Origin of the sequence: Kribbella deserti, from assembly GCF_042434725.1 — a bacterium.
In the GTDB taxonomy this organism is placed as follows: domain Bacteria; phylum Actinomycetota; class Actinomycetes; order Propionibacteriales; family Kribbellaceae; genus Kribbella; species Kribbella deserti.
The window spans coordinates 292,739-318,927 of the sequence record NZ_JBHLTC010000040.1 but is presented as its reverse complement, the minus strand read 5'-3'; the positions used below and the strand labels follow the sequence as shown (position 1 = coordinate 318,927).

General features: G+C 68.8%; 23 protein-coding genes. 17 read left to right on the top strand and 6 right to left on the bottom strand.

What is annotated here, in order from left to right; translation table 11 throughout:
* Positions 1–83 precede the first annotated feature (83 nt).
* The 11 genes from ACFFGN_RS32780 to ACFFGN_RS32730 are packed head-to-tail and all read left to right on the top strand — an operon-like array spanning position 84 to position 12,433.
* Positions 84–1,331 carry a toxic anion resistance protein gene (locus tag ACFFGN_RS32780; RefSeq protein WP_380055963.1) on the top strand — a complete coding sequence of 416 codons (1,248 nt, stop codon included), beginning with the start codon at positions 84–86 and terminating at the stop codon, positions 1,329–1,331.
* Positions 1,332–1,376: 45 nt separating this feature from the next.
* A complete protein-coding gene (locus ACFFGN_RS32775) occupies positions 1,377–1,994 on the top strand; it encodes a hypothetical protein (protein WP_380055960.1) in 618 nt (205 codons plus the stop codon).
* A complete protein-coding gene (locus ACFFGN_RS32770) occupies positions 1,991–3,565 on the top strand; it encodes an AAA family ATPase (protein WP_380055957.1) in 1,575 nt (524 codons plus the stop codon). The genes ACFFGN_RS32775 and ACFFGN_RS32770 overlap by 4 nt, the downstream gene beginning before the upstream one ends.
* Positions 3,562–4,908 (top strand): GlnX family signal transduction membrane protein, encoded by a 1,347-nt coding sequence (locus ACFFGN_RS32765; protein WP_380055954.1) that lies wholly within the window; start codon positions 3,562–3,564, stop codon positions 4,906–4,908. The genes ACFFGN_RS32770 and ACFFGN_RS32765 overlap by 4 nt, the downstream gene beginning before the upstream one ends.
* Positions 4,905–5,900 carry a glutamate ABC transporter substrate-binding protein gene (locus tag ACFFGN_RS32760; RefSeq protein ID WP_380055952.1) on the top strand — a complete coding sequence of 332 codons (996 nt, stop codon included), beginning with the start codon at positions 4,905–4,907 and terminating at the stop codon, positions 5,898–5,900. Before ACFFGN_RS32765 ends, ACFFGN_RS32760 begins: the two co-directional genes overlap by 4 nt.
* Positions 5,897–7,039, top strand: coding sequence for a coiled-coil domain-containing protein (locus tag ACFFGN_RS32755; RefSeq protein WP_380055949.1), 1,143 nt, complete (start codon positions 5,897–5,899; stop codon positions 7,037–7,039). Before ACFFGN_RS32760 ends, ACFFGN_RS32755 begins: the two co-directional genes overlap by 4 nt.
* Complete coding sequence (locus ACFFGN_RS32750) at positions 7,036–9,282, top strand: serine/threonine-protein kinase (RefSeq protein ID WP_380055946.1); 2,247 nt, start codon at positions 7,036–7,038, stop codon at positions 9,280–9,282. The genes ACFFGN_RS32755 and ACFFGN_RS32750 overlap by 4 nt, the downstream gene beginning before the upstream one ends.
* On the top strand, positions 9,267–10,394 hold the full coding sequence (locus ACFFGN_RS32745; protein ID WP_380055943.1) for a PP2C family protein-serine/threonine phosphatase: 1,128 nt from the start codon (positions 9,267–9,269) through the stop codon (positions 10,392–10,394). The genes ACFFGN_RS32750 and ACFFGN_RS32745 overlap by 16 nt, the downstream gene beginning before the upstream one ends.
* 1 nt (position 10,395) lies before the next feature.
* Entirely contained in the window at positions 10,396–11,052 is a 657-nt protein-coding gene (locus tag ACFFGN_RS32740; RefSeq protein WP_380055940.1) for a vWA domain-containing protein, read from the top strand.
* On the top strand, positions 11,028–11,672 hold the full coding sequence (locus ACFFGN_RS32735) for a hypothetical protein (protein WP_380055938.1): 645 nt from the start codon (positions 11,028–11,030) through the stop codon (positions 11,670–11,672). Before ACFFGN_RS32740 ends, ACFFGN_RS32735 begins: the two co-directional genes overlap by 25 nt.
* The gene (locus ACFFGN_RS32730) at positions 11,669–12,433 is read left to right on the top strand and encodes an FHA domain-containing protein (protein ID WP_380055935.1); all 765 of its coding nucleotides are present in this window, start codon (positions 11,669–11,671) and stop codon (positions 12,431–12,433) included. Before ACFFGN_RS32735 ends, ACFFGN_RS32730 begins: the two co-directional genes overlap by 4 nt.
* A gap of 2 nt (positions 12,434–12,435) precedes the next feature.
* Here the strand turns inward: ACFFGN_RS32730 and ACFFGN_RS32725 are convergent, their stop codons facing one another.
* The 3 genes from ACFFGN_RS32725 to ACFFGN_RS32715 form a co-directional block, all read right to left on the bottom strand.
* Positions 12,436–14,031: a beta-L-arabinofuranosidase domain-containing protein gene (locus tag ACFFGN_RS32725; protein WP_380055933.1), complete on the bottom strand. Its 1,596-nt coding sequence runs from the start codon at positions 14,029–14,031 to the stop codon at positions 12,436–12,438.
* Positions 14,028–15,194: a LamG domain-containing protein gene (locus tag ACFFGN_RS32720; protein WP_380055930.1), complete on the bottom strand. Its 1,167-nt coding sequence runs from the start codon at positions 15,192–15,194 to the stop codon at positions 14,028–14,030. Before ACFFGN_RS32720 ends, ACFFGN_RS32725 begins: the two co-directional genes overlap by 4 nt.
* Positions 15,195–15,345: 151 nt before the next feature.
* Positions 15,346–16,284 carry a GNAT family N-acetyltransferase gene (locus tag ACFFGN_RS32715; RefSeq protein WP_380055927.1) on the bottom strand — a complete coding sequence of 313 codons (939 nt, stop codon included), beginning with the start codon at positions 16,282–16,284 and terminating at the stop codon, positions 15,346–15,348.
* Between the two features lie 212 nt (positions 16,285–16,496).
* Between ACFFGN_RS32715 and ACFFGN_RS32710 the strand changes: the two genes are divergently transcribed.
* Entirely contained in the window at positions 16,497–16,982 is a 486-nt protein-coding gene (locus ACFFGN_RS32710) for a guanyl-specific ribonuclease (RefSeq protein WP_380055924.1), read from the top strand.
* Between the two features lie 115 nt (positions 16,983–17,097).
* Positions 17,098–18,069, top strand: a complete 972-nt coding sequence (locus ACFFGN_RS32705) for a glycoside hydrolase family 6 protein (RefSeq protein WP_380055921.1) — start codon at positions 17,098–17,100, stop codon at positions 18,067–18,069.
* Between the two features lie 99 nt (positions 18,070–18,168).
* Here the strand turns inward: ACFFGN_RS32705 and groL are convergent, their stop codons facing one another.
* Complete coding sequence (groL, locus tag ACFFGN_RS32700) at positions 18,169–19,797, bottom strand: chaperonin GroEL (RefSeq protein ID WP_380055918.1); 1,629 nt, start codon at positions 19,795–19,797, stop codon at positions 18,169–18,171.
* Between the two features lie 324 nt (positions 19,798–20,121).
* On the opposite strand from groL, the gene ACFFGN_RS32695 reads away from it, so the two are divergent.
* A complete protein-coding gene (locus ACFFGN_RS32695; RefSeq protein ID WP_380055916.1) occupies positions 20,122–20,709 on the top strand; it encodes a GNAT family N-acetyltransferase in 588 nt (195 codons plus the stop codon).
* A 973-nt stretch (positions 20,710–21,682) separates the two neighbouring features.
* On the opposite strand, the gene ACFFGN_RS32690 is transcribed toward ACFFGN_RS32695, so the two are convergent.
* Positions 21,683–22,021 (bottom strand): MmcQ/YjbR family DNA-binding protein, encoded by a 339-nt coding sequence (locus ACFFGN_RS32690; RefSeq protein WP_380055913.1) that lies wholly within the window; start codon positions 22,019–22,021, stop codon positions 21,683–21,685.
* Between the two features lie 153 nt (positions 22,022–22,174).
* On the opposite strand from ACFFGN_RS32690, the gene ACFFGN_RS32685 reads away from it, so the two are divergent.
* Both ACFFGN_RS32685 and ACFFGN_RS32680 read left to right on the top strand, forming a co-directional pair.
* Positions 22,175–22,480: a PspC domain-containing protein gene (locus ACFFGN_RS32685; protein ID WP_380055910.1), complete on the top strand. Its 306-nt coding sequence runs from the start codon at positions 22,175–22,177 to the stop codon at positions 22,478–22,480.
* Between the two features lie 56 nt (positions 22,481–22,536).
* Positions 22,537–23,805: a M48 family metallopeptidase gene (locus ACFFGN_RS32680; protein WP_380055907.1), complete on the top strand. Its 1,269-nt coding sequence runs from the start codon at positions 22,537–22,539 to the stop codon at positions 23,803–23,805.
* 45 nt (positions 23,806–23,850) lie between these two features.
* On the opposite strand, the gene ACFFGN_RS32675 is transcribed toward ACFFGN_RS32680, so the two are convergent.
* Positions 23,851–24,837 carry a glycerophosphodiester phosphodiesterase gene (locus ACFFGN_RS32675; RefSeq protein ID WP_380055905.1) on the bottom strand — a complete coding sequence of 329 codons (987 nt, stop codon included), beginning with the start codon at positions 24,835–24,837 and terminating at the stop codon, positions 23,851–23,853.
* Positions 24,838–25,042: 205 nt separating this feature from the next.
* Between ACFFGN_RS32675 and ACFFGN_RS32670 the strand changes: the two genes are divergently transcribed.
* A complete protein-coding gene (locus tag ACFFGN_RS32670) occupies positions 25,043–26,188 on the top strand; it encodes a DUF418 domain-containing protein (protein ID WP_380055903.1) in 1,146 nt (381 codons plus the stop codon).
* The last annotated feature ends 1 nt before the right edge of the window (position 26,189 follow it).

The window sequence follows — 26,189 nt, the reverse complement described above, 5'->3', positions numbered from 1 at the left end:
GCGTAGATTGTGTGCGCGTCACTGCGTATGTACGCGACAGGGGAGCGAGCGACCGCTCGCTGGGGCCATCGGAGGGGAACACGATGACGGATGCACCGACCGGCGGGCAGGGGCAGGCAGCGCCCAGTCCACTTCAGCCGCCAGATCTGGCGCCAGCGCTGACACTCACCGCACCCGCGCCACCGCAGCCCGTAGCCGCCACGACCGCCCCGAGCCTCGCCCCGGCGGTCGATCCCGCCGCGCTGCCCGGGCTGGACTCGAAGGTCGAGAGCTTCCTGGGCTCGCTGATGACAACCGAGCCGCGCTCCCCCGAGTTCGCCGCGAAGGCGACCGATGTGCGCAGCATGGGTGACGTCGACATCCGGCACGCGGCCGAGAGCTCGAACCGGCTGCTGCAGTCCCCGGTCAAGGCCCTGCAAAGTGGCGGTCTGTCCGAGGGCTCGACCGTCGGCAAAACCCTGCTCGAACTTCGCCGTACCGTCGAGGACCTCGATCCGAAGGACGCGACCGGGGTCAAGAAGCTGCTCGGCATGATCCCGTTCGGCGACAAGATCGAGGACTACTTCCGCAAGTACCAGAGCGCCCAGTCCCACCTGGACGGCATTCTGCACGCGCTGCGCGACGGCCAGGACGAGCTCGCCAAGGACAACGCCGCGCTGAACCTGGAGAAGCAGCAGCTCTGGGACGCGATGGCCCGCCTCAACCAGTATGTGTACGTCGCGGAGCGGCTCGACGCCAAGCTGTCGGCCAACATCGCGAACCTCGAGGCCACCGACCCCGAGCGGGCCCGGGCACTGCGCGACGACGTGCTGTTCTACGTCCGGCAAAAACACCAGGATCTGCTCACCCAGCTGGCCGTGTCGATCCAGAACTACCTGGCCATCGACATCGTGATCAAGAACAACATCGAGCTGATCAAGGGGGTCGACCGGGCCTCCACCACCACGGTGTCGGCGCTGCGTACGGCGGTCATCGTCGCGCAGGCCCTCGGCAACCAAAAGCTGGTGCTGGACCAGATCACCGCGCTGAACAGCACCACCAGCGGCATGATCGAGCGCACCTCGCAGATGCTGCGGGACAACTCGGTCGCGATCCAGCAGCAGGCCGCCTCGGCGACGATCGGCCTGCCGCAACTGCAGGCGGCGTTCCAGAACATCTACGCCACGATGGACGCGATCGACACGTTCAAGGTCCAGGCACTCGACTCCATGGCCGCCACCATCGGCACGCTGGAGACCGAGGTGACCAAGTCGCGCACGTACCTGGACCGGGTCGCGAACCAGGACCAGCGGGTGGTGCAGGGCTCGCTCGACCTCGAGATCGGCCGCTGACGCCGTTCCCGGCGATCGGAGCACTCGACAAACCAGTGAGGACGGATGGCGTTGGGCGGGTTCTTCGCGCGGATCACCGGCAGGCACCGCGAGCCTGAGCCGGCCCCGATCCCGCGGGCACCCACCACCGAGGACCTGCTGGACGCGCTGGTCCGGGTCGAGCAACTGGTCGCGGGTGGAGCGGTTCCAGCGGTCGTCGCGTCGCGGGTCAACCGGGTCGTGCGCACCGTGCGGGACACCATCCCCCGGCTGGCCAACCTCGGCGCCGGTAGTCCGCAGGCGTACTCGGTGATGGCGACGGCGACGGACTATCTGCCCGAGGCCATCAGTGGATACCTGCGGCTGCCGAGACAGTGGGCGGACAGCCGACCGGTCGATCGCGGTAAGACCTCCCTGATGATCTTGATCGACCAGCTGGATCTACTCGGCGCCACGATGGACAAGGTCTTCGACGCGGTCAACCGGGCGGATGCGGCGGCTCTGGTCGCGCATGGGCGGTTCCTGGCCGAGAAGTTCGGTCAGGCGTCTACGGGCGGTGGTCTCGCTCTCGACCAGAACATCCCGTCCACACCGGCTCCAGACCTCAATACCTCTGCAGGACCCGAAACACCGCCGCCCGGACAAGGGCCGCTGACACCGCCACCCGGAAGAGGAGGGGCATGACCGGCACCGAGCTGAAGGATGCCCTCGACGCGCTCTTGGCCGTCGCGACCCGGGCGGGCGTCCCGGCCGAGAACGCACGCGCCGAAGGTCTCTCCCTGGCGGCAGCACTGGCCGAGTCGGCTCCACGTGCTTCTGCCGACTGGATGGCGGTTACGCCCGGTGCGACCGTTCAAGACTTCTTTGACGCCGCTGTGCGCGGTAGGCGTTGGCGCGGCTCTCCGACCGCCGTACTGACTGAGCTGGTCGCACAGGGTTCATCCGAGAAGGTGGCGTATGCCGAGGCCCTGGCCGAACTAGCCTCCGCAGCCTGCACGCTGGGCGAACCGACCATGCGAGTCGTCGGCAACGCCTCGGTCGCCGCAGCCGCCCAACTCCAGGCCGCCGGCGCCCGCCCGCTCTTGCCCGGTACGTCGCCCCAAGCCGGTACGCCGTCACTAAGCGGTACGGCGCTCCCAGGCGGTACGACGACCTCAAGTGGCACGACGGCCTCAGGCGGTTCGGCCGGTCTAGGCGGTTCGGCCGGTCCAGGTGGATCGGCGGTTGGCGTGCAGCCCGAGGCGGAGCAGGCCGTCGTAGCGGCTGAAGCGGAGGCGGAGCCCCAGCGGACGGTGGAGGAGCTACTAGCCGAGCTGGACGCCTTGACCGGCTTGGAACGGGTCAAACGCGAAGTGCACCGGCAAGTCGCCGTACTGCGGGTGGAGAAGCTCCGGACCGAGGCAGGTCTCAAGAGCCCGACGATCACCCGGCACCTGGTCTTCGTCGGCAACCCCGGCACGGGTAAGACCACGGTCGCCCGGCTGGTCAGCGGCATCTACAAGGCGCTCGGGCTGCTCTCGAAGGGTCAGCTCATCGAGGTGGACCGTTCCGAACTAGTGGCCGGTTACCTCGGGCAGACCGCGGTGAAGACGGCCGAGGTGGTCGCGTCGGCGGCAGGCGGTGTGCTGTTCATCGACGAGGCGTACAGCCTCACGGCCGGTGCGGGCGGTGCCGACCAGTACGGGCGCGAGGCGGTCGACACCCTGGTCAAGGAGATGGAGGACCGCCGGGACGATCTGGTCGTGATCGTGGCGGGTTATCCCGAACCGATGGCCGACTTCATCGCAGCGAACCCGGGACTGGCGAGCCGGTTCCGGACCACGATCGAGTTCGACGACTACACCGATGGCGAGCTGATCGACATCCTGGTCGGCCTGGCGCGCAACGCGGACTATGAGCTGGTGCCGGACGCAGTGGACGCCTTTGTGACGATCCTCCAGCACACTCCCCGCGGGCCTTCGTTCGGCAACGGGCGGTTCGCCCGCAACATGCTGGAGGCCGCGATCGGGCGGCACGCCTGGCGGCTTCGCGACGTGACTGAACCGACCACCGAGCAACTGCGTCAGATCCTCGCCGCCGACCTCACCGACGAGCCCGAAGCGTCCGAGACGTCCGAGGCGTCCGAGGCGTCCGAGGCGCCTGGGGCATCCGAGGACCAGCCCGGCACCACCGTGGCGGGCAAGGACAAAGACGCGGCCGAGGACAAAGACGTGGCCGACGAGGCTGAGACACCCGACAAGGGAGAGACGGCATGAGCCAGCTGCAGACGGCGGCACCACCCGCGGCCGCGCCACCCGTCCAGTCGCCGTACCCGGGCCAAGGCCAAGGGCAGCCGCAGGGAACGGGTTGGCAGCCCACGGCGGTCCAGGCCACCCGGGCGAATCCGGTCAAGACCTGGTTCGAAGGCACGCCCGGTCGGCTCCGCGCCTGGCTGCTGGTGCTCGGCGCTCTAGGCGTGGTGTTCGGGCTGTGCGCGGCTCAAGGCTTCCGCGCGGCCGACGGCTCGCTAAACCGGGCCGAGGCGAACACGGCTCAGCTGGTCCGGATCCAGGCCATTCACACCAGCCTGGTCAGCGCGAACGCGGACGCCACCAACGCCTTCCTGAGCGGCGGGCTGGAACCGCCCGCCCAGCGGCAGCACTTCACCGACTCGATGGCCGCGGCTTCGAAGCTGATCACCGAGGCCGCGAAGTCCCAGCCCGCGGACGCGGTAGCCCTCGGCGCGCTCAACACCACGGTCCTGACGTATCAAGGCCTGGTCGAGCAGGCCCGGGCGAACAACCGCCAGGCCCTGCCGGTCGGCGCGCAGTACCTGAAGGACGCGAACGCCCTGCTGCAGACCGACGCCCTGCCCGTACTGACGGCGCTGGTCAGCGCGAACGAGAAGCGGCTCGAGACCGAACTCGGCAACACCGGCCGCGGTACCGCCTGGGTCGTCGCCGCCGGACTGGTCACGCTGCTCGTGCTCGGACTGGCCCTGTTCTGGCTGGCTCGCCGGACACACCGCTACCTGAACCTCCCGTTGTTCGCCGCCGCCCTGGTGGTGTTACTCACGACGATCGCCGGTGGCGCCGTACTGACCGGCTCGAAGAACGCGGCCGACGACGTCCGCGATACGACGTACGCCGGCACGATCGGGCTGGCCCGCGCCCGGGTCGCCGCCTTCGACGCCAAGTCGAACGAGAGCCTGACGCTGATCGCCCGCGGCTCGGGTGCCGCGTTCGAGAAGGCCTGGGTGACCGCGTCGAACACGGCTCGGCAGGAATCCAGCGAGGCCGGTACGAAGGTGCGCGAGGCGTCGGGTTTGTCGGCCCGCTGGGACGCGTACGTCAAGGCGCACGAGCAGATCCGCCAGTTGGACGACTCGGGCCGCTGGGACGCAGCCGTCCAGCTGGCGCTGAACTCGCCGCAGGCGTTCAACGAGTTCGACAAGGCCTCCAGCACCAGCCTGGCGGCCACCAGTAACACCGCCCGCGCGGATCTGCTCGACGCAGGCAACTCGCTACCGGTCTGGGCGTGGCTCGGCCTGCCGATCGGCCTGCTGGTCGCACTGCTCGCCTGGTGGGGCCTGTCGCAGCGACTGGAGGAGTACCGATGAACCGCCTCAAGCCAGTGAACCGCTTCAAGTCAGCCGGGCGTCTGGGCGCGGTTCTGGCCGTCGCGCTGCTCGCGGTGGCTTGCACCTCCGGGAACTACGCGGACACCGCCGTGCCGCCCAAGGCCGCTCCCACCGTGGCGCCGGCCGCCCAGCCGTCGGCCCAGCCGAACTGCGGCACCCCGGTCGCGTCGTACCAGCCGACTGGGCCGCTGCCCGCCGCGAACGCGATGCCGGCCGGCTCGTCGATGAAGGCCATCCAGGACCGCGGCCGCCTCATCGTCGGCGTCTCGGCCGACACATTGTTGCTCGGGGCAAGGAATCCGATCAGCGGCCAGCTCGAGGGCTTCGACATCGATATCGCCAAGGCCGTCGCGCAGGCGATCTTCGGCACCACCAAGGACACCCTCGAACTGCGGGTGATCTCCAGCGCCCAGCGCATTCCCGTGCTGCAGAACGGCAGTGTCGACATCGTTGCCCGCAACATGACGATCAACTGCGACCGGTGGAGCCAGATCGCCTTCTCCACCGAGTACTACCACGCCGGGCAGAAGGTTCTGGTCCCACTCGAGTCGAAGGCCACCGGCCTGGAAAGCCTGAGTGGTAAGAAGGTTTGCGCCCCGGCTGCCTCAACCAGCCTGGAGAAGATCAAGGACTTCCCGAATGTCGTAGCGGTTCCGGCCGACACCCACACCGGGTGCCTGGTGCTGTTCCAGCAGGGCAAGGTCGACGCGATCACCGGTGACGACACCGTGCTCGCGGGTCTGGCCGCCCAAGACCCGTATGCGAAGGTCATCAAGGCTCCCGCCTTCACCGACGAGCCGTACGGCCTGGGCATGGCGAAGACGCGTCCTGACCTGGTGAGGTTCGTGAACGGCGTACTGGAGCAACTGAGGGCCGACGGACGCTGGAAGGCGGCGTACACCAAGTGGCTGGCGGCGGACCTCGGTCCCGCGCCGGCGCCTCCGCCGGCCGTCTACGGCAGGAACCCATGACAGCGGTCGCGCCGCAGCCGCCGGGCCGGATGGGTTCGACCGTTCCGGCCAAGCAAATGCTCGACTACCTGGACGCACTCGGCCGGTGGCGGGACGCGCGCCGGGCCGAGCTGGACGAACTGGACCGGGCCGCGCTGCATTCGCCCGACGCGGACGCGTTGAGCCCTGACGTGATGTTGTCGATGGCCGTCTGGAAGTCCGTCTCCGACCGGTACGAACTGCTGCTGGTGACGTGGGACTCGGGCCGGGTCGGCCAGACCGAAGCCGAACGCCTGACGACGTTGATCTGGGGTGGTCTCGACACCAGCGCCGCGGGTGGTTCGCTCGCGGTCTCGTTGCCCGAGGCATGCACCTTGTCCGACGCACTGGCCGGTTCGTTGCGGGCCCGGCTCGCGCTCGATCCGGGTGATGCCGATCTGGCCGCGCGGCTGCGGGGGCTGCGGGTCCAGGTGGAGCGCATCCGCGACCTGGTCGCCCGCGAACCGGCCAACGTGCGGGACGTCGCCACCAAGACGCTGGACGAACTGGATCGCCGGGTCACCGACACCACCGAACGCGCCAAACGAGGCGCCGACATCGGTGGGTTGATCGGCCCGCTGGAACAAGACGCCGCCCGTGCCGAGCGCGACCTGATCGTTGGCGGCGCCACCCGGCGCGAGCGGGCCGAGGACGTCGCGAAGGCCCGGGCGCTTCGCAACGAACTAGAGGCCCAGGGCATCGCCGTACGGGCCGTCGCGGATCGCTGCGTGGCGTCGGTATCCCCCGCGCCCCGGCTCGCCGTACCGGATGTCACCGCGCTAGGCCCGGTTCCGAACACGCCTGACGCCCTCGCGGCGTACCTGGTCCGCCTGGACGCCGTACGACGCGCGCTCGGTCAGGCCCAGACGGCGTACGGCGCGGCGCTGGAACGGCGGGACGAGCTGGCCGGACGGCTGGACGCCTACCGAGTGAAGGCCGGTACGACGAACGAGGACCTGGAAGAGCTCTACCGGCGAGGGCGTGCGGCCCTCGCTGCCGAACCGGTGGACCTGATCCGGCTCGGCGCGCTGATCGCGGCCTACGAGGCCTATCTGGACACCAGCACCACCGCCGGGCCGGACCGCTCGGGCCCCAGTAGTGCCACAGGAGGGACGCCATGACGACTATCGCCTGCACTCAGCCGGGATGTACCGGCTCGATCCTTGACGGCTACTGCGACGTCTGCGGCTCCCCCGCGGCTGCAAGCACCTCAGCCACCGCAGGCGTCGCAGGTGCTGCAGGCGCCGGTGCGCAGGAGTCGCCGATCAGCTCGCCGTCGACAGTGTCCCGGGCTTCGAACCGCCTGGCCTCTACCGCGCTCGGGTCCGCCCGCGCGGCCGCATCCGGCTCGAAGCTGACCCGCAGGCTCGGAACGAGTTCGACCCGCTTGCGCGGTGCACGGCTCGGTGCCGGGCTGACGACGATCCCGACCATTCCACCGATCGACGCCACGCACGCCATCCTCGAGAACCCGATGGTTCCGGAAGAGCGCCGCAACTGCCCGACCTGCGGCAGCCCGGTCGGACGCTCGCGAGGCGATCAGCCCGGCCGGACCGAAGGCTTCTGCCCGAAGTGCCGTAGCCCGTTCTCGTTCTCCCCGAAGCTCAAGGCGGGTGACCTCGTCGGCGGGCAGTACGAGGTGGCCGGATGCCTTGCCCACGGTGGTTTCGGCTGGATCTACATGGCCCGCGACAAGAACGTCTCAGACCGCTGGGTCGTTCTGAAGGGCCTGCTGAACTCCGACGACCCTGACGCCGTCGCGGCCGCCATTGCCGAGCAGCAGTTCCTCGCCCGGGTCGAGCACCCGCTGATCGTCGAGATCTACAACTTCGTCACGCACGAAGGCGCCGGCTACATCGTGATGGAGTACGTCGGCGGTACGTCGCTGAAGACCCTGCTCAAGCAGCGAATGGCCGCGAACAACGGCAGGTACGACGCGCTGCCGATCGACCAGGCGATCGCGTACCTGGTCGAGATCCTGCCGGCGTTCTCGTACCTGCACGACCTCGGCCTGGTCTACTGCGACTTCAAGCCGGACAACATCATCCAGGTCGGCGACGCGGTCAAGCTGATCGACCTCGGTGGTGTCCGGCGGATCGACGACATGGACTCGGCCATCTTCGGCACGGTCGGCTACCAGGCGCCGGAAGTACCCGAGGTGGGTACGTCGATCGCCTCCGACATCTTCACGCTCGGCCGGACCCTGACGGTGCTGGCGATGGAGTTCCGCGGCTACCAGTCGACGTACCTGGCGTCGCTGCCGCCGGTCTCGGAAGTGCCGCTGTTCCAGCAGTTCGACTCGTTCTACCGGCTGCTGCTGAAGGCCTGCGCGCCCGATCCGGCCGACCGGTTCATGTCGGCCGACGAACTACGCGTGCAGCTGCTCGGCGTACTGCGTGAGGTGGTCGCGGCCAAGTCGGGTGTCGGCGCGGCAGCCCACTCGACGCCGTCACTGCTGTTCGGCAGCCCGGCCGCGCCGGACGACCACTCGCCGGTATGGCGGCGACTGCCCGAACTGATTCCGGATCACGCCGACAAGATGGCGAGCTGGCTCAGCACGGTCAGCGTGCCCGATCCCGTCGCCAGGCTGGAGGCGCTGCGGACCGCGCCCGAGATGACGCCGGAGGTCCGGCTGCACATCGCGGAGGCGGCGCTGGAATCGGGTCAGCCCGCGCTCGTCGACCAGGTTGTCACCGAAATGCTGGCCGACGACCCGTGGGAGTGGCGCGCGGTTTGGATGTCCGGGCTGGCCGCGCTGGCCCGGGAGGACGCGGCGGCCGCGCGCTCGGCGTTCAACGCGGTCTACGGCCAGGTGCCGGGCGAACTCGCGCCGAAGCTGGCCCTCGCGGTGTCGTGCGAGATGAGCGGTGAGCACGACGTCGCCGAAGGCCTCTACCTGACCTGCGCGCGCACGGACGCGAACTACATCGCGCCTTCGGCCTTCGGGCTCGCCGCGATCCGGGCGCCGCGCGACCTGGATGGCGCGATCGCCGCGCTCGACCTGGTCCCGCCGACCAACGGCGCGTACATCCGGGCCCGCCGCCAACGGGCCGGCCTGCTGGCCGCTTCCGGCCGGGGACTACCCGCGCTGGCCGCGGCGATGGACAGTATCGGCAGGCTCACGATCGACCCGGTGGACCGGGCGAGGCTGGCCGCGAGCGTGTTCCGCAGCGCCCTGGACGAGGTGCTGGCGAACGGCGACCGGCCGGACGTACGGATCGCGGACCGGGTCGCGACCGAGGCCGAACTGCGCGATGGCCTCGAGCACGCCTACCGTGAACTGGCCGTTCAGGCACCGACACGACAAGACCGGGTCGCCCTGGTCGACCTGGCCAACGAGGTTCGAGGATGGACACTGCGATGACTGCCGGCACCAGCTTGGTCTGCCCCTCCTGCGGCGGCGGTGTCGCCGAGGGCGACCGCTTCTGCGAGGCCTGCGGATCGGCCCTCACCTCGTCCCCGGACGAGCCCACCGTGGAGGTGGCGACCAACACGGCAGCCAACTCGGCGGCCACCGTGGAGGTGCCCGTCAACGCGGCGGTGCAGCCGTGCCGCAGTTGCGGTGGCGTCGTCGGCGACGACGGCTACTGCCAGACCTGCGGGACCAAGGCGGCCAAACCGCGCGACCACTTCGACGAGCAGCCCGCGGCGTGGGTCGCGATGACCTGCGACCGCGGTATCCGGCACCACCGCAACGAGGACGCCGCCGCGCTGGACGCCGATGCCGAACCAGGCAGCCGCGCGGTCCTGGTGGTCTGCGACGGGGTCAGCTCTTCGACCGATTCCGACGTGGCGAGCCTTGCCGCCGCAAAAGCCGCGCGGGATGTCCTGGCGGTTGGCCGGGCCCAAGGCCTGGGCACCGAGTCCTCGCGAATCAGCGCGATCGTGGCTCGCTTCAAGGCCGCGGCCGACGCGGCGCAGGAGGCCGTGCTCACGAACACCAGCCCCGGCAGCAGCAATCCCGCGTCCTGCACGTTCGTCGCGGCCGTCGTCGAGAACGGGCTGATCGTGGCCGGCAACGTCGGGGACAGCCGCGCGTACTGGTTCCCCGACGCGGGCGAGGCCGTCGGGCTCACCGTGGACGACTCGTGGGCCGCCGAACTGATGGCCACGGGCGTTTCGCGGCACGAGGCCGAGACCGGTCCGCACGCGCACGCGATCACCCGCTGGCTCGGCACGGACGCGCCCGATCACACCCCCAAGACCACCCATCTACGAGCCGAAAGCGCCGGCTGGTTGCTGGTCTGCTCGGACGGGCTGTGGAACTACTGCTCCGAGGCGGTTCCACTCGGCGAGCTCGTACGCCGTACCGCGGCCGAACACGGCGGTGAACCGCGCGCGATGTCGTCGGCGCTGGTCGACTGGGCCAACGCCCAGGGCGGCCAGGACAACATCACGGTCGCGTTGGCCCGCATCCCCGGCGCTGCCGCACCTGTCACCACCCAAACCACCGAGCCCACCGTTGGAAGGAACTGATATGGCCGAGTTCTCCGCCTCCGTGTACCAGAACGAGTTCCTGCCCGACGGCGGTACCGACGTACACGCGATCGTCACCGTGACCGCCACCGGCGCCGGCTCGGCCGGGCAGTCCGGCTCCGGCGAGGCGGGCGAGATCATCATCGTCGACACCTCGGGCTCGATGGGCGCCGACGGCATCCGGGCCGCGCAGACCGCCGCCGCGGCCGCGATCGACCAGATCCTCGATGGCGTGTGGTTCGCGGTCATCTCCGGCAACGACCGGGCCCAGCTGGCCTTCCCGGCCTCGGCCGAGCCGGTCATGGTCCGGATGGAGCCGAACGCGCGCGCCGCCGCGAAGGACGCGGTGTCCCGCTTCTACGCCGACGGCGGTACGGCGATGGGCACCTGGCTGCGGCTCGCGGCCCGGGTTTTCGCGACCGTGCCCACGCTGTCGCAGAAGCACGCCATCCTGCTCACCGACGGCGAGAACCAGCACGAGACGCCCGAGCAGCTGACCGCCACGATCGAGGCCGTCACCGGACAGTTCCAGTGCGACTGCCGGGGTGTCGGCGACCGCTGGCAGGTGGCCGAGGTTCGCCGGATCGCCACGGCCCTGCTCGGTACGGTCGACATCATCCCCGCCCGCACCAGATGGCCGAGGTGTTCGCGTCGCTGATCCAGGCCTCGATGGCCCGCGGCATCGCCTCCGCCGACATGCGGGTATGGGCTCCGCAGGGCGCGCAGGTGCTGTTCGTCCGCCAGGTCGCGCCGACCGTGGAAGACCTGACGTCGCGCCGTACCGAGGTGAACGCGCTGACCGGCGCGTACCCGACCGGCTCGTGGGGCGACGAGTCCCGCGACTACCACGTGGCGATCCGGCTCGCTGCGAAGGCGATCGGCCAGGAGCAGCTCGCCGCGCGGGTCCAGCTCGTCATCGGTGACCAGGTTGTCGCCCAGGGCCTGGTGAAGGCGCTGTGGTCCAACGACGAGGCGCTCACCACCCGGATCAGCCCGGAGGTCGCGCACTACACCGGGCAGACCGAACTCGCCGACGCCATCCAGGAAGGCCTGGCCGCGAAGGCCGCCGGTGACACCGTGACGGCGACGACCAAGCTCGGCCGGGCGGTCCAGCTCGCCGCGCAGACCGGCAACGAGGAAGCCACCTCCCGGCTGCGTAAGGTGGTCGAGGTCGACGACCCGGCCACGGGCGTCGTCCGGCTCAAGCGCACGGTCGACAAACTCGACGAGATGGCCCTCGACACCGCATCCACCAAGACCACCCGGGTGAAGAAATGAGCATCTGCCCCTCCGGGCACCCGTCCGCTTCCACCGACTACTGCGATGTCTGCGGCCTGCCGATGGACGCTGCTCCCGCCGCCTCCGGCTCTACCGGTCCGGGCGGCCCGGGTGGTGGGTCGTTCAGCGATGGCGGTTCGGCGCTGGGGGCCGCGGCGGCGTCCGGGCTGACCCCGGCCGCGCCGGTGACCCAGGCCTGCCCGAACTGCGCGGAGGCCAATCCGCCCGACGCCCTGTTCTGCGAGTCCTGCGGCTACGACTTCACCACCGGCACGATGCCGCGGCCCGTCTCCCCGCTCGACCTCGGTACGGCGCCACCAACACCTCCCGCGCCGGCCCCGAGCGTCGGTGAATGGGTGGTCGAGCGCTGGATCGACCCCGACTGGTACGCCCTGCAGCAAAGCGACGATCCCTGCCCGAGCCCGGGCCTGCCGATCGTCGTACCGCTGCTGGAGAAAAGCCTGCTGATCGGCCGTCCGTCGAAGTCGCGCGGCATCACCCCGCAGATCGACTGCGACGGCGACACCGGCGTCAGCCGTCGCCAGGCCCAGCTCACCACCGACGGCCAGCGCTGGTGGGTGGAAGACCTCCAGTCCGCCAACGGCACCTACGTCGGCGCCGCGGCCGGGCCCATGCCAACCGACCCGATCACGCCGGGCCAACGCCGCGAGCTAGGCCCCGACGACCGCATCTACGTCGGCGCCTGGACCCGCCTCGTCGTACGCCGCTCCACCCCCGAGGAGCAATCCGCGCAAGCCTGAGCTCAGCGGATCGGCGCGTTGCGGGCCGTACGGATCACCAGGTCATGGTCGCCCACGGACATCAGCCCCTGCGCGACCCACTGCCGGGCCACCGCGGTGACCCGGTCTACGAACACGCGCTTCGCCGGGAACGGCGCCGCCAGCCAGACCTCATCGAGCAACGTCGAGCCGTCCGGGCGCGCCGGGTTCGCGACGCCCGAGTCGACGCCCGCGAACACGACTTTCGGCTCCACCCGGCGGAAGTACGAGTGAAAGGCGTGTTCGGTGCCCTCGTAGAAGGGTGCCAGTTCGACCCCGCCGAGCCGGTAGTGCAACGGGTTGCCCGCGATCGGCTGGAGGTTGGCCGCGAGGTCACCGGAAAGTGCCGCACGGCCGTACAGCCCGAACTCCAGGAAGGTCTGGCGGGCCTCGCGCGCGACGAGGTGGATCGGGCCGTACATCAGGGTCTGCACACCGGGCTGGTCGAGCGCCCGTTCACTGCGCAACCTGAACGGCATGCGCACTCGAACGGTGTCGCCGTCGCGCCATGACCGCGACAGCGTCACGTAGGTGCCGGGTACCGCGCTCACCCGCTGCTGGTCACCGTTGATCGCGACGGTGAAGTCCTCGGCCCACGCCGGCACGCGCAGCAGCAGATCGAACCGGGCCCGGCCGGTGATCCGCAGCGTCGTGCCCTGCTCGACCGGAAAGCCGGTCGTCTGCGTGACGGTGACACCGTTCCACTTCAGTACCGACGGACTGTAGAGGTTGACGTACAGCTGCGAGTCGTCGGCAGCGCGGAAATAGACCGAGTCCTGATACTTCGTCGCACTCTCCATCCCGGTGCCCTCGCAACAGGTCGTGCCCTGCTTGGGCGTGTAGTCGCGAATCGCGCCCGGGTTGAGGCCGATGAAGTACGTCATGAGCGGCAGCTCAGCGTCCGCGCGGTCCTGTTTGGATCCGAGGACCTGGTTGTAGAGCGCGCGTTCGTAGTAGTCGAAGTACTTCGGCGACTGCTCGTGCAGGAACAACTGCCGGCTGAGCTTCAGCAGGTTGTGCGCGCAGCAGGTCTCGGCCGTGGTGTCGCTCAGCGTGCCGGCGATGACGCCGCGCGCCCGCCAGAACTCGCCGGTGCTGGTCCCGCCGATGCTGTACATCCGCGGCGGGACGACCATGTCCCAGAAGTTCCGTGCGGCCGTCCAGTACCGCTGCTCGCCGGTGGCCTCGAACAGGCGGACGAGACCAGTGAAGATCGGGATGTGCTGGTTGGCGTGCAGCCCGTCGAGCACGTCCCGGTTCTCGGCGCAGGCCGTGATGAGCGAGTCGAGGTCGAAGAGCCGCGCGAGCTCCAGGTGCACGGCTTTGCCGGTGATCGAGTGCAGGTCGACGATCGTCTCGACGAGACCGCCGTACTCGCCGCTGGAGAAGATCCCCCACATCCGCTGGCGCACCTCGGCCGGCAGCGGGCGCAGCCGCGAGTACATCCAGTCGCAGAGGCCTTCGGCGAGGTCCAGGGCCCGTGCGTCATCGGTGTTGCGGTACGCGTCTACCAGGCCCTTGAGGATCTTGTGGGCGGTGTAGTACGGCGCCCACACCACCGTGTAGTCCGGACGCGTCATCGTTTCCAGGGTGATGAACTGGGTTCCGGGTACGCCGCGAGGAATCCGGGATGGCTGGGCCCGCCCCAGGTGCGGCGCAGAGACGCGGTGCGTCCACGACCGGACGAGTCGGCGAAGGTTCCGCCGGTGAGCTCATCGAAGGTGTACGACGCCAGGTCTCCCTTGGCCTCCAGTTCGGCCGGGCCTAATGCGCGTGCGGAGATGTTCACCTCGTCCAGCGCGCCCGCGAACACCGGGTCGCCTGCGAAGTGCGAGCGTCCCAGCCAATGGTGCTGCAACGCGCCGAGTGCCGCCGGGTTCAGCGACAGTGCGGTGTTCGTTCCGACCGGCACGCCGTTGACGTAGAGAGTGCCGGTGGTGCCCGCGATCGTGACCGCGATGTGGCTCCACTGGTTCAGCGGCAACGGTGTGGTGCCGTTGATGCCCTGCTCAGCGCCAGGACCGTTTGCCGTGATGGCGAAGCGCGGGACGCCGTTCCCGTTGCGGGCGGACAGGTAGAGGTATCGCGTCGTGTCGTTACCGAAGTCGAAGATCCGCGTCCAGTTCGCGCCGTGCGACGGCCTGATCCAGGCGGCGAACGTGAACTCCGCAGGCAGCGGCTCCGGCGGCAGATCGACGAACTGGTAGGCGCCGCGCTGGAGTTCCAGTGCTCGGCCGGACTTGCCCGCCACGCTCAGCATCTGCGGATCGCGGCGGAGCGCGTCCCGGCACTGGCTGAGCGCCCCGACCATCGTCCGGATCTTGTCCAGGTAGCCGGTGTCACGCGTGCTGCCGTACGCCTGGGCGAGCATCGACAGGAAGTGGCCCGTGTAGTGGCCGCGGAGGTTGCCGTTCGCCTCTCCGTCCAGCCCTTCCCAGCCGCCCGGTGCGACGGCGCCCAAGGTGTCCAGACCTGCGTTCGCGCGGAACACCTGGAGCAGCCGGTTCACGTCGTAACCCCGTGCGTAGGCCAGCACGAGGTCACGCTTTTTCGAGAACACGCCTTCGGACAGCGCAACCTCGGACAGCGCGAACGAGCGCAGCTTTCCCGGCGCCGGCGCGGACTGGGCCGCATCGAGCAGCGGAGCGGCCACCGCCTCGCCCGCAGCCGAGCCGAACAGCGGCATCGCAGCTGCCAGTGAGGTCGCCTTGAGGAAGTCACGCCGTGCGAAGCCAGCCGTCATCTGATGCTCCTCGTCCACGCAAGATCTGCGAACCTGCCGAATGTGAGCGCTAACATATGATCGTTCGCCGCCCCTGTCGAGACCTGCCGAGCCCACCGCATTCCGGTCGACGGATGCGGTGGGTTCGGCAGATCACCGGCTGGGCGGGTGACTAGCCGCCGGGATGGCTGGCCACGAGGCGAGTGGCGAAGTGCTGATAGCCGGCCCGTTCGAAGGCTGCCGCCATCGGGACGTTGCCGAAGTCGGTGTCCGCCCGGATCACCTCAGCCCCGGTCTCGGCCAGGATGTGGGTGATCTCGGCCAGCAGGTCGTCGACGTACCGGTGGCCGCGGTGCTCGGGCAGGATGCCGAGGTACCCGACCACCGGACCGCCGTTGTTGGCCGACGGAATCGCGAAGCCGATCAACTCGTTCTCGGCGTTGTACGCGAGGCGCCACCAGGCCCGATCACCCGGCAGCGAGCGGTAGGTCTCCAGTTCTTCGCGAGCTGCGCCCTCCGCGCCGATGCGAACCACGGCGCGAGCAGTGGATGCGTCGAGGGTTCCCTTCGCTACCCGTTGCAGGACGTCCACGAAGGCTTCGTCGTCTGGTTCGGCGCGGAAGGTCAAGCGGGACGACCTGTCGGGCAAACCTTCTGCGGCCGTCCACTCGAAGCGCAAGCGCTCAGTCAGGCCGGTAAGTCCGACAGCGGCTGCAGCGGCTAGACGCGGCTCAACCTCTGCCTGGATCTTCGGATCCGACCTCCACTCCGTAGACAGGAAGAGGTGGTACTCGGGTTGTTCGTCCTCGGGCTCGAACTGGTCGACCATTTGCCGCAGCAAGTCGGCCCAGAGCGCTGACGGCTCCACCACGGACTCATCGGCGTACAGGCAGTCGAGAGCGAACGGCTTCTCGTAGCCGTCCAGGCCCCACCAAACGGACAAGGCCAGGATCTGTTCGCCTTCGACGGCAAGCCAGGTCCACTCCGGCCGATAGGCCCGGGTGGTGAGGAACTCGTTGAAGCGCTCGGGTGTCGTCGTGTTGACCGACTGCGTCTCAAGACAGGTCAGGATTCGGCCGAGATCGGACTCGACCATGGAACGGATCTGCACAAAACCTCCAACAGGAGGCGCGCGGCCTCGCTCAGAGCGAGGGAGATGAGCAGGCCAGACGCGCCAGGGAACAAACCAGGGTATTCATGGCGCCTCCTTTCGCTCGTAGGGCTACTCGCCGTCACCGACCTTATCCGCCGAACAGGCCATAGTCCACCAACTATCCACAGTTGGGATGAGCCGTGGTCACCTTGTTCGGGCAGCCTGCGGGCATGCGAATCTTCCGCAACGCCCTCGCCCTCACCGCCCTGGCCATCCTGCCCCTAGCCGGAACCACCGCCACCGCCACCGCGCATCCCCTCTCCCCCGGCCCCTCGTACGGCGTGGCCAACGCGTCGTACGGCGTGCCCGGCACCTCGTCGTCCGGCGCCTCGTCGTACGGCGTGCTTGGGGAGGTGGACGCGCTGCCGACGTGCGCGCTTTCCTCGCTGCCGCGGGAGGCGTCGCACACCCTCGAGCTGATCCACTCCGGCGGCCCGTTCCCGTACGACCGGGACGGCACGGTCTTCCAGAACCGGGAAGGCCTGTTGCCGTCGGCAACATCCGGCTACTACCGCGAGTACACCGTGAAGACGCCGGGCTCTCCCGATCGCGGCGCGCGACGGCTTGTCGGTGGCGGACGGGCCACCTCGCCGGCGTACGTCTACTACACGAGCGACCACTACGCCTCGTTCTGCGAGGTGGACGAACAAGCCTGAGCGGGAGCGGTTGCCTGTTCCTGCCACCACGCGTACGGCGTGCGCCTTCCTGGCTACGATCGGCGCCCGGGCTGGATGCGGCCCGGGCGCCCGACCTAGTCGAAAGAGGTTCCAGATGGCACCGCCCCGCGGGAAGTTCGTCGCTTTGCTGGCCCTGTCCCTCGCCCTGCTGACCCCGGCCGTCGCTGCTCCCGCCCAGGCGCAGGTGGCCGGCAACCCGCTGGAGATGTCGAACGGCTTCTACGTCGATCCGGAGTCCAACTCGGCCAAGTGGGTGGCCCAGAACCAAGGCCATCCGGACATGGCCCTCATCCGGGACCGGATCGCGACGAAGGCCGGTGCTCGCTGGTTCGGCAACTGGAGCGGCGACATCGGTGATGCGGTGAACAAGTTCGCCAACGACGCGGACGTGATCGAGAAGCTGCCGGTCCTGGTGGCCTACAACATCCCCGGCCGCGACTGCGGTGGGCACTCGGGCGGTGGCGCGGGCAGCGCCCAGGCGTACAAGGACTGGATCAGCGAGTTCTCGACCGCGCTCGGCGGCCACCCGGCGATCGTCATCATCGAGCCGGACGCGCTCGCGCAGCTCGACTGCATGTCGGCGGCGGCCCAGGCCGAGCGAATCGAGCTGCTGAAGTTCGCAGTGCGGGAGTTCCAGGCCAAGAACCCGAACACCTGGGCCTACATGGACGGCGGTAACTACAGCTGGATCGCGGCGAACGAGATGGCCCGCCGGCTCAAGCTGGTCGAGGTGAACCGCATCCGCGGGTTCGCGCTCAACGTCTCGAACTACTACACGACCAGCCAGTCGCTCACGAAGGGCAACGCGATCAAGTCCGCGCTCGGCGGGGGCGCCGGTAGCAACTTCGTGGTCGATACCAGCCGCAACGGCAAGGGCTCGAACGGCGAATGGTGCAACCCGGCCGGACGCCAGCTCGGTGTCACCTCACAGGCCGGCGGTGGCGCGGACATGCTGCTGTGGATCAAGGTTCCGGGTGATTCCGACGGCAAATGCGGTATCGCGCCGACCGTCGAGGCCGGTCACTTCAGCCCGGTCATCGCCAAGCGCCTGATCCAGGGCTGGTAGTCCTACCGGCTTTGAAGTTGTGTCAGGCAAGACAAAAGGGCGGTCCCTCGCGGGACCGCCCTTCTGTTTGTTACAGCTTCAGATCCGATGGATCGGGGATCAGAAGTCCATGCCACCCATGTCGGGGGCGCCACCGCCAGCGGCGGCACCGGCCTTCTCGGGCTTGTCGGCGATAACGGCCTCGGTGGTGAGGAACAGGGCCGCGATGGACGCCGCGTTCTGCAGCGCCGAGCGCGTCACCTTGGCCGGGTCGATGATGCCGGTGGCGATCAGGTCGACGTACTCGCCGGTCGCGGCGTTGAGGCCGTGACCAGGCTCGAGGTTGCGAACCTTCTCCACCACGACGCCACCTTCGAGGCCGGCGTTGACGGCGATCTGCTTCAGCGGTGCCTCGACCGCGGACCGCACGATGGCGGCACCGGTGGCCTCGTCACCCTCGAGCTCGAGCTTCTCGAACGCCTTGACCGAAGCCTGCAGCAGCGCGACGCCACCACCGGCAACGATGCCCTCTTCGACGGCGGCCTTCGCGTTGCGAACGGCGTCCTCGATGCGGTGCTTGCGCTCCTTGAGCTCGACCTCGGTGGCGGCACCGACCTTGATGACCGCAACACCGCCGGCCAGCTTGGCCAGACGCTCCTGCAGCTTCTCGCGGTCGTAGTCGCTGTCCGACTTCTCGATCTCGGCGCGGATCTGGTTCACCCGGCCGGAGATCTGGTCGGCGTTGCCCGAACCCTCGACGATGGTCGTCTCGTCCTTGGTGACGACGATCTTGCGGGCCTGACCGAGCAGCTCCAGGCCGACGCCGTCGAGCTTGAGGCCGACCTCCTCGGAGATCACCTCGCCGCCGGTGAGGATGGCGATGTCGACCAGCATGGCCTTGCGGCGGTCACCGAAGCCCGGCGCCTTGACGGCGACGGTCTTGAAGGTGCCCTTGATCTTGTTCACGACCAGGGTCGCGAGGGCCTCGCCCTCGATGTCCTCGGCGATGATGGCCAGCGGCTTGCCGGTCTGCATGACCTTCTCCAGCACCGGGACCAGGTCCTTGATGCTCGAGATCTTGCTGTTCACCACGAGGATGTACGGGTCGTCGAGAACCGCTTCCATCCGCTCGGTGTCGGTCACGAAGTAGGGCGAGATGTAGCCCTTGTCGAAGCGCATACCCTCGGTGAGCTCGAGCTCGAGCCCGAAGGTGTTGCTCTCCTCGACGGTGATGACACCTTCCTTGCCGACCTTGTCCATCGCCTCGGCGATGATCTGGCCGACCTGGGTGTCCGCGGCGGAGATCGACGCGGTCGCGGCGATCTGCTCGCGGGTCTCCACGGGCTTCGCCAGGGCGAGCAGCTGCTCGCTGACGGCCTCGACGGCCTTCTCGATGCCCTTCTTCAGGCCCATCGGGTTGGCGCCGGCGGCGACGTTGCGCAGACCCTCGCGCACGAGCGCCTGGGCCAGCACGGTCGCGGTCGTCGTACCGTCACCAGCGACGTCATCCGTCTTCTTGGCAACTTCCTTGACGAGCTCGGCCCCGATCTTCTCGTACGGGTCCTCGAGCTCGATCTCTTTGGCGATCGAGACACCGTCGTTGGTGATCGTGGGGGCGCCCCACTTCTTCTCCAGCACGACGTTGCGGCCCTTCGGGCCAAGCGTCACCTTTACGGCGTCGGCGAGGGTGTTCATACCCCGCTCGAGGCCGCGGCGCGCTTCCTCATTGAAAGCAATAAGCTTGGGCATTCTCCGCGAGTCCTCCCGCGTCGAGTTTCTTTAACAGCCGGCCCGATGCCCGCGACGGACGACATCTCGATCGGCGCGGTCACGTCCCGCTCCGTCTTGATGCCTCATCGAGACCGTCTCCGGTCACACCCAGGGCCCGGTCACAACCATCGCTGGTTATCACTCGGGACCTTCGAGTGCTAACCAAGTTTTAGCACTCGACCCAAGCGAGTGCAAGCCAGCGCCGGTATGGTGACGCCTCCCGGCGGCCGCCCCAGAGGTCGCGCCCAGCCTCCCCGGCGGTGGCTACTCCCGCGGGCGGGCGGAGCGTCGTACGGTGCGGGAATGAGCGTTCAGGTGCTGCCGGCGACGGCGGAACGCTGGGCGGACGTGATCGCGGTCATGGGTGAACGCGGCGATCCGTCCCACTGCTGGTGCCAGTTTTTCCGACTGCGCGGCAACGACTGGGACCGCCCAAGCGAGGCCAAACGGCGGGCCTTGCGACAGCAGGTCAAGGTGGAACCACCTCCGGGCGTGCTCGCGTACGACGACGGCACTCCGGCCGGCTGGTGCGCCGTCGCCCGGCGTACGTCGTACCCCCGGGTGCTCGCCTCGAAGAACTGGCACCACCATCCCGCCGAGCCCGCGCCCGGCCTCTGGACGGTCACCTGCTTCGTCGTACCCGTCGGGCATCGCCGCCAGGGCATGGCGAGCCACCTGCTCGAAGGCGCGGTGGAGCTGGCCCGGGCGCGCGGCGCGACGGCCGTCGAAGGCAACGCGATCGACCTGCACGCGTCTGGACGAACGGCCTCGGCCGATCTCTATCGCAGCCCGCTGTCCGTTTTCCTCGACGCCGGATTCCACGAGGTACGCCGGACCTCCCCCCGTGGGTCCTCGTCCGACGGTCGCTCTAGGCCCTCAACCAGGGTCTAATCCCAGCCAGGGACGCTCCCCTGGAGACCAACCAGCGACACCCGGGAACACGCCCAGGCGTGACCGCCTTACCGGTCCGACGGGTTCGCGCCGCCTTACCGGCCCCACGGGTTCGCGCCGCTGTGCCGCCTTGCCGGTCCGACGAGTTCGCGCCGCCTTACCGGTCCGACGAGTTGTGCAAAGTCGCGCCCGTCCACGCTCGGTAGCTCGTCGTCTGTCCCCGCGAGTGGTCGCGTGCGACCGCTCGCGGGAAGGTGGGGTACGGCCGCCGGTACCACGGGACTCGGCGTACCGCGCCCACCTTCCAGCGTCCCGGCTGGCACAACGAGCCGCCACAACTGGGCCACCTCGTGGGGACCGAGCACCCCAAACGGCGTCTGAGCACGGGTTGTAACCCCTGCTCAGACACGCTTACCCCTGCTAGCTCTCGGCTTCCCCAGCTGGGCCCCCGGCCACGGCAGCCAGATACCGCGCCCCGCATCAGCTTTTCCCGGCGTGCTGAATCATCTTGGTGAGTCTGCTGGACATCTTTTGCCCCGCAAGCATGTCCAGCAGACTCACCAAGAAGGGCTAGATGCCAGGCAGCGAGTTCCTGCGCCGGCTCGGCAAGCGAGGCAGGCGTCTCGGCCGGCCGAGACGCGGCGGGCGCGGGCGAGCGCGGGCCACCGAGGCGCAGGCAGGCGCCAGGCGGGCTCCGGCGCGCTCGGGCGACGTACGGGCGGGCGGATAGGCGATCGGGTGGTCTCGAGGTCGACTGCCGAGTTTTGGTGCGGCTACCTGGCTGCAACCGGGTAGCCGCACACGAACTCGGTAGTGGGCGCACCAGAACCCGGTAGGCGCCCCGCAACCCGGTAGCCAGCCCGGGCTCACGCCGTGCCAGCGACCTATGGCGGACAGACCAGGCAAAAGACGGGGCAGCCGACGGGATCGGGCAGCAAGTATGGAGATCCTCGCTGACCTCAGCTCATCACTGTTAGGTGGCGTCCAGGCGTTTGACCAGGGTTTTCGGGGCGGTGAGCCGCCAGGCCTCGGTCAGGAGTTCGCGCAGCTCCTGGTCCTCCGCCGCGGCGAAGTCGGCACTGAGCCAGGCGAACCGCCCTGAGGCCCAGGATGGCTCGTAGACCTCTGGATTCTCCGCGACCAGTGCCTCCTGCTCCTCGCGAAAGGCCTTGATCGAGGCCCGATCGCCCTCCGCGGAGAAGTACACAAAACTTTTGCCGCGCACCTTGAACACCGGCTGACCGGCCCAGCCTGGATGCTCGGTGACCTCCGGCAGGTCGAGCAGCACCTTGCGCACAGCCGCCTCGTCCATCCGCCACCACCTCACTCGCAGGGTTGATCTCACTGCCCAGCACGCTAAGGGTCGGCACCGACAATTTCCTCCAGCCCGCTCAGGGGTCCGACCAGGGTCGGATCGGTACCGATCCCGATGTGATCGCGGGCCCGCGGGCCGCACTCTGGAGACATGACGAACTCGACCGCACCCTTTCAGAACCTGTCCAGCAAGGTCCTCCGCCGTTCCCGCTCCCAGCGGATGCTCTCCGGAGTGTCCGGGGGCATCGGCGAGTACCTCAACGTCGACGCCACCCTGGTCCGCCTGGGCTGGGTGGTTCTCACCTTCATCACCGGTGGCGCCGCGATCCTGGGTTACGTCGTCGCCTGGGTGGTCATGCCGGAGGCCGGTAACGAGCCGGCCCAGCAGCCCCACCCGACGCCGGAGGGCGATATCGCCAGCCGGATTTACGACGAGCCCACCAAGCCCGCTGCCTGACCTCGTCTCACGGCAGCAGTTGACAGCCGATCGACCGGCCCAGTCACACTGCTGCCGTGGAGACCGACGCGGCAGTGACCCGCTGCCCTCAGTGCGACAAGCAACTCCGGGTCGATCCGCGATACGTCACCTGGTGTGACTCCTGCGAGTGGAACGTCGACCCGCTACCGGTCGACGACGCCTACCCGGCCTGGCGCCAGAAGCTGGAGCACCGGCTCGCCGACACGCTCTACCGCGAACTGGAACACGGCACGATCCACAAGCCCGGCTGGGACGCCGCGCGGGCGATGGCGTACTTCCTGTCGTTCCTAGTGCTGCTGTTGCCGCTAGTGGCTCTCGCCGCCGGGATCACGATTCTGCTCTTCTACCGGCCGCTGTGGCTGGCAGTTCCTTTCGCCGCCGTGGGGTTCGCTATCGCCTGGTCGCTTCGGCCCCGGCCGCAGCGCCTTGACCCGGACCAGCTCCACGTGAGCCGCGCCGAGGTTCCACGGCTGTACAACCTGCTGGACGAGATCAGCGCCGCCGTAAAGGCCCGCCCAGTCGCTTCGGTCGTACTGACCGCTGAGCCCGAGTTGTGGATTACGGAGATCGGGTGGCGGATGCGTCCGGTCGTCGGCATCGGGCTTCCGCTCTGGGTGGCGATGAGTTCACAGCAGCGAGTCGCTGTGCTGGCGCACGAGTTCGGCCACGGCCGCAACGGCGACATAAGGAACAACACGCTCGTCTGGAACGCTGAGAACATCCTGGAAGAGCTGGAGAGCAGCTTCAGCCCGCAGCCGTACGACGAGCTCAAGGACGACGCGGCGGCTTTGGTCGAAGACACCGACGGCACGTTCCTCACCCGACTGGTGAATGCCATAGTCGGCCCACCCATTCGTGGCTATCGCTGGCTGCTGACCCGGGCCTCGCTCCGCGGTGAGCAGCGCGCGGAGTACCTGGCCGACCGGATCTCCGGCGAAGTCGCAGGCTCCGAGGCGGCGGCCACCTCGCTGGAGCGATTAGTCATCGTCGAAACGGCCTATCGCGCACTGGAGAAGGCGTTGCGCTTCGGAAGCGACGTCGAACCGCTGGACGCAGTACGGCGCGCAGTGAGCGATATCCCGGCTAGGGAGATCGACCGGCGTATTCGCACTACCCGAGTCCGGGAGACCCGGACCGACTCAACCCATCCCCCGACGTATTTGCGGGTCAAACTCATCCGAGCCCGTCCCACCACCACGGCGAAGGTCGTACTCGGGCTGTCGGACTCAGCCACCATCGACCGGGAACTGGCCGCCGCAGGCGCTCCGGCCCTTACCGAACTTCGCCGCAGCTTCGGCCGCTAGACCGAGACGCGGGTCCTCCGGCTAGACCGAGACGCAGGTCCCCGACTAGACCGAAACGCGGGTCTTCCGGCTGGCCACACGCGCCACTGCCTCCGCCGCCACGTCCGGGTGGTCCGCGAACACCCCGTCAACGCCTGTCGCCAGGAACCGGTCCAACTCGCCGCTGAGGTCTAGGTCCGTCGGCAGGAAGCGCCGCTCGGCCCGGAACGTCCAGAGATGTACGGCGAGTCCGGCCCGGTGTGCGGCGTCTACGAGCCCTGTAGGTTCTCCCAACCGCCCGGCGGCGGTACGCGGAATCACCAGGTCCTTGTACGGCGCGAGCACCTGCGCGTACGTCGAGATCTCCCGAAGGCCTGCAGGCGCCAGCAAGTCGGCGTACGACCTGGGGTCACCACGACCCGCGAAGTCGTACGGCGAACCGCTGCCGTCAACCAGTTGAACCAGGGGCACCCCCGTCATCACGGCCAGACGGCGCAGGCTGGTCGGCTCGAACGACTGGACCATCACCTCGCCACTCGCGGAGTCGAGGCCGAGCGCGATCAGCCGTTCGGCCAGCAACTCCTCCAACGGGAGGCCGAGCCGACGGAAGTGCGTCGGGTGCTTGATCTCGGGGTAGATCCCGATCCGGCGGCCCAGCCGGGCGGACTCCTGCCGGGCGATCGCGACGATCTCGTCGAAGGTCGGGATCACCTCCAGCCCGTCGTAGGCCGTATTGGTGGCGCGCAGCGCGGGCATGCGCTCACGGGCCCGTAGCGTGCGGAGTTCGGCGAAGGTGAAGTCCTCGACGAACCAGCCGGTGACGGCCTCGCCACCGACGATCTTGGTGACCCGGCGATCCGCGAACACCGCGTGGTCCGCGACGTCGGTAGTACCGGAGATCTCGTTCTCGTGCCTGGCCACCAGCACGCCGTCCAGCGTGGCGACCAGATCCGGCTCCAGATAGTCGGCGCCCTGCGCCGCAGCCAGGCGGTACGCCGCCGGCGTGTGTTCCGGGCGATACCCGCTCGCTCCCCGATGCGCGATGACCAGCATGTTCCCAGGCAAGACCGGCCAGATGGCGGCCGGACGACCCACCGCCCAACAGCAGGTGAAACGGTCCTGACCGTCGGTAGCGGATCGCCGGCCCTGCTTTGGATGCCGCCGGCCCGACTTTGGTCTCGGATCTCAATCTTTCGGCTCCCGAACTCGGGCCGAAAGGCTGACGCCCTCCTCCGCCGTACACCGTAGCGTTCCGGCCATGACGACCGCCGCCACGACCAGGACCGGGCCGACCACAGTCAGCGCCCGCGCGCCCGGCCCCGATCTCGCCCGGGGCTTTCTGCTGCTGTTCATCGCGCTCGCGAACACCCACAGCTTCCTCGAGTCGCCCGGTGCGACGGTCCGGCTGATGCCGGTGGTCACCAGCTTCATCGACAAACTGGTCGCGACGCTGACCACCGTGCTGGTCGACGGCCGGTCGTACACGATGTTCGCGGCGCTCTTCGGTTACGGCCTGGTGCAGATCACCCGCCGCGAGGACCTCAACGGCAAGGATTGGCGCGAGACCCGGAAGCTGTTGCGCCGCCGTGGCCGCTGGCTGGTGGTCTTCGGCGTGCTGCACGCGATCCTGCTCTTCTCCGGCGACATCCTCGCGGCGTATGGCTTGCTGGCCGTGACGCTCGCGGGCGCCGTTCGGTCGACCGATCGAAGGCTGCTGATCTGGGCCGGCGTCTGGGCGCTGCTGGGCGCCACGCTGTATGGCCTCGTCTCCATCCCGATGGCGATCGAGAAGGGTCCCGAAGGTCTGATCGACGGCATGATCGAGCGGTCCTGGATGGTGCTCATCACCGCGCCGCTGTTCGCGGTCACCGCCGCCGCGGCCTTCCTGCTCGGCATCTGGGCCGCACGACGCCGCCTACTGGAGGAACCACCCGCGCGCCTGGGCAAGTTCATTGCCCTGGGCATCGGTATCTCGGTCGTGGGCGGCGCACCACTCGCCTGGTACATCGCCGGTTTCGGCGACAAGTCCGACTCGCTGGCAGTCTTTGGGGCGGGTTCCCTGCACGCGTTGACCGGCCTGGCGGGCGGACCGGCGTATGCGCTGCTGGTCGCCGTACTCGCTCAGCGCCTCGTCAAGCCGTATGGGCCGGTTGTCACGGCCTTGCAGGCGACGGGCCAGCGCTCGATGACGTGCTACCTCGCCCAGTCCGTGGTCTGGTATGTCGTGTTCTCGCCCTATCTGCTCGATCTCGGTTCCTCGTTGCGGATCTGGCAGACGGCCTTGCTGGCGATCGTGACCTGGGCCGCCACGGTCGCGATGGCGGAGGCGATGCGCCGCAAGGGCTGGCGCGGTCCGTTCGAGGTGCTGCTGCGGCGGCTCACCTACCGCGGCAAAGCCAGCTGAG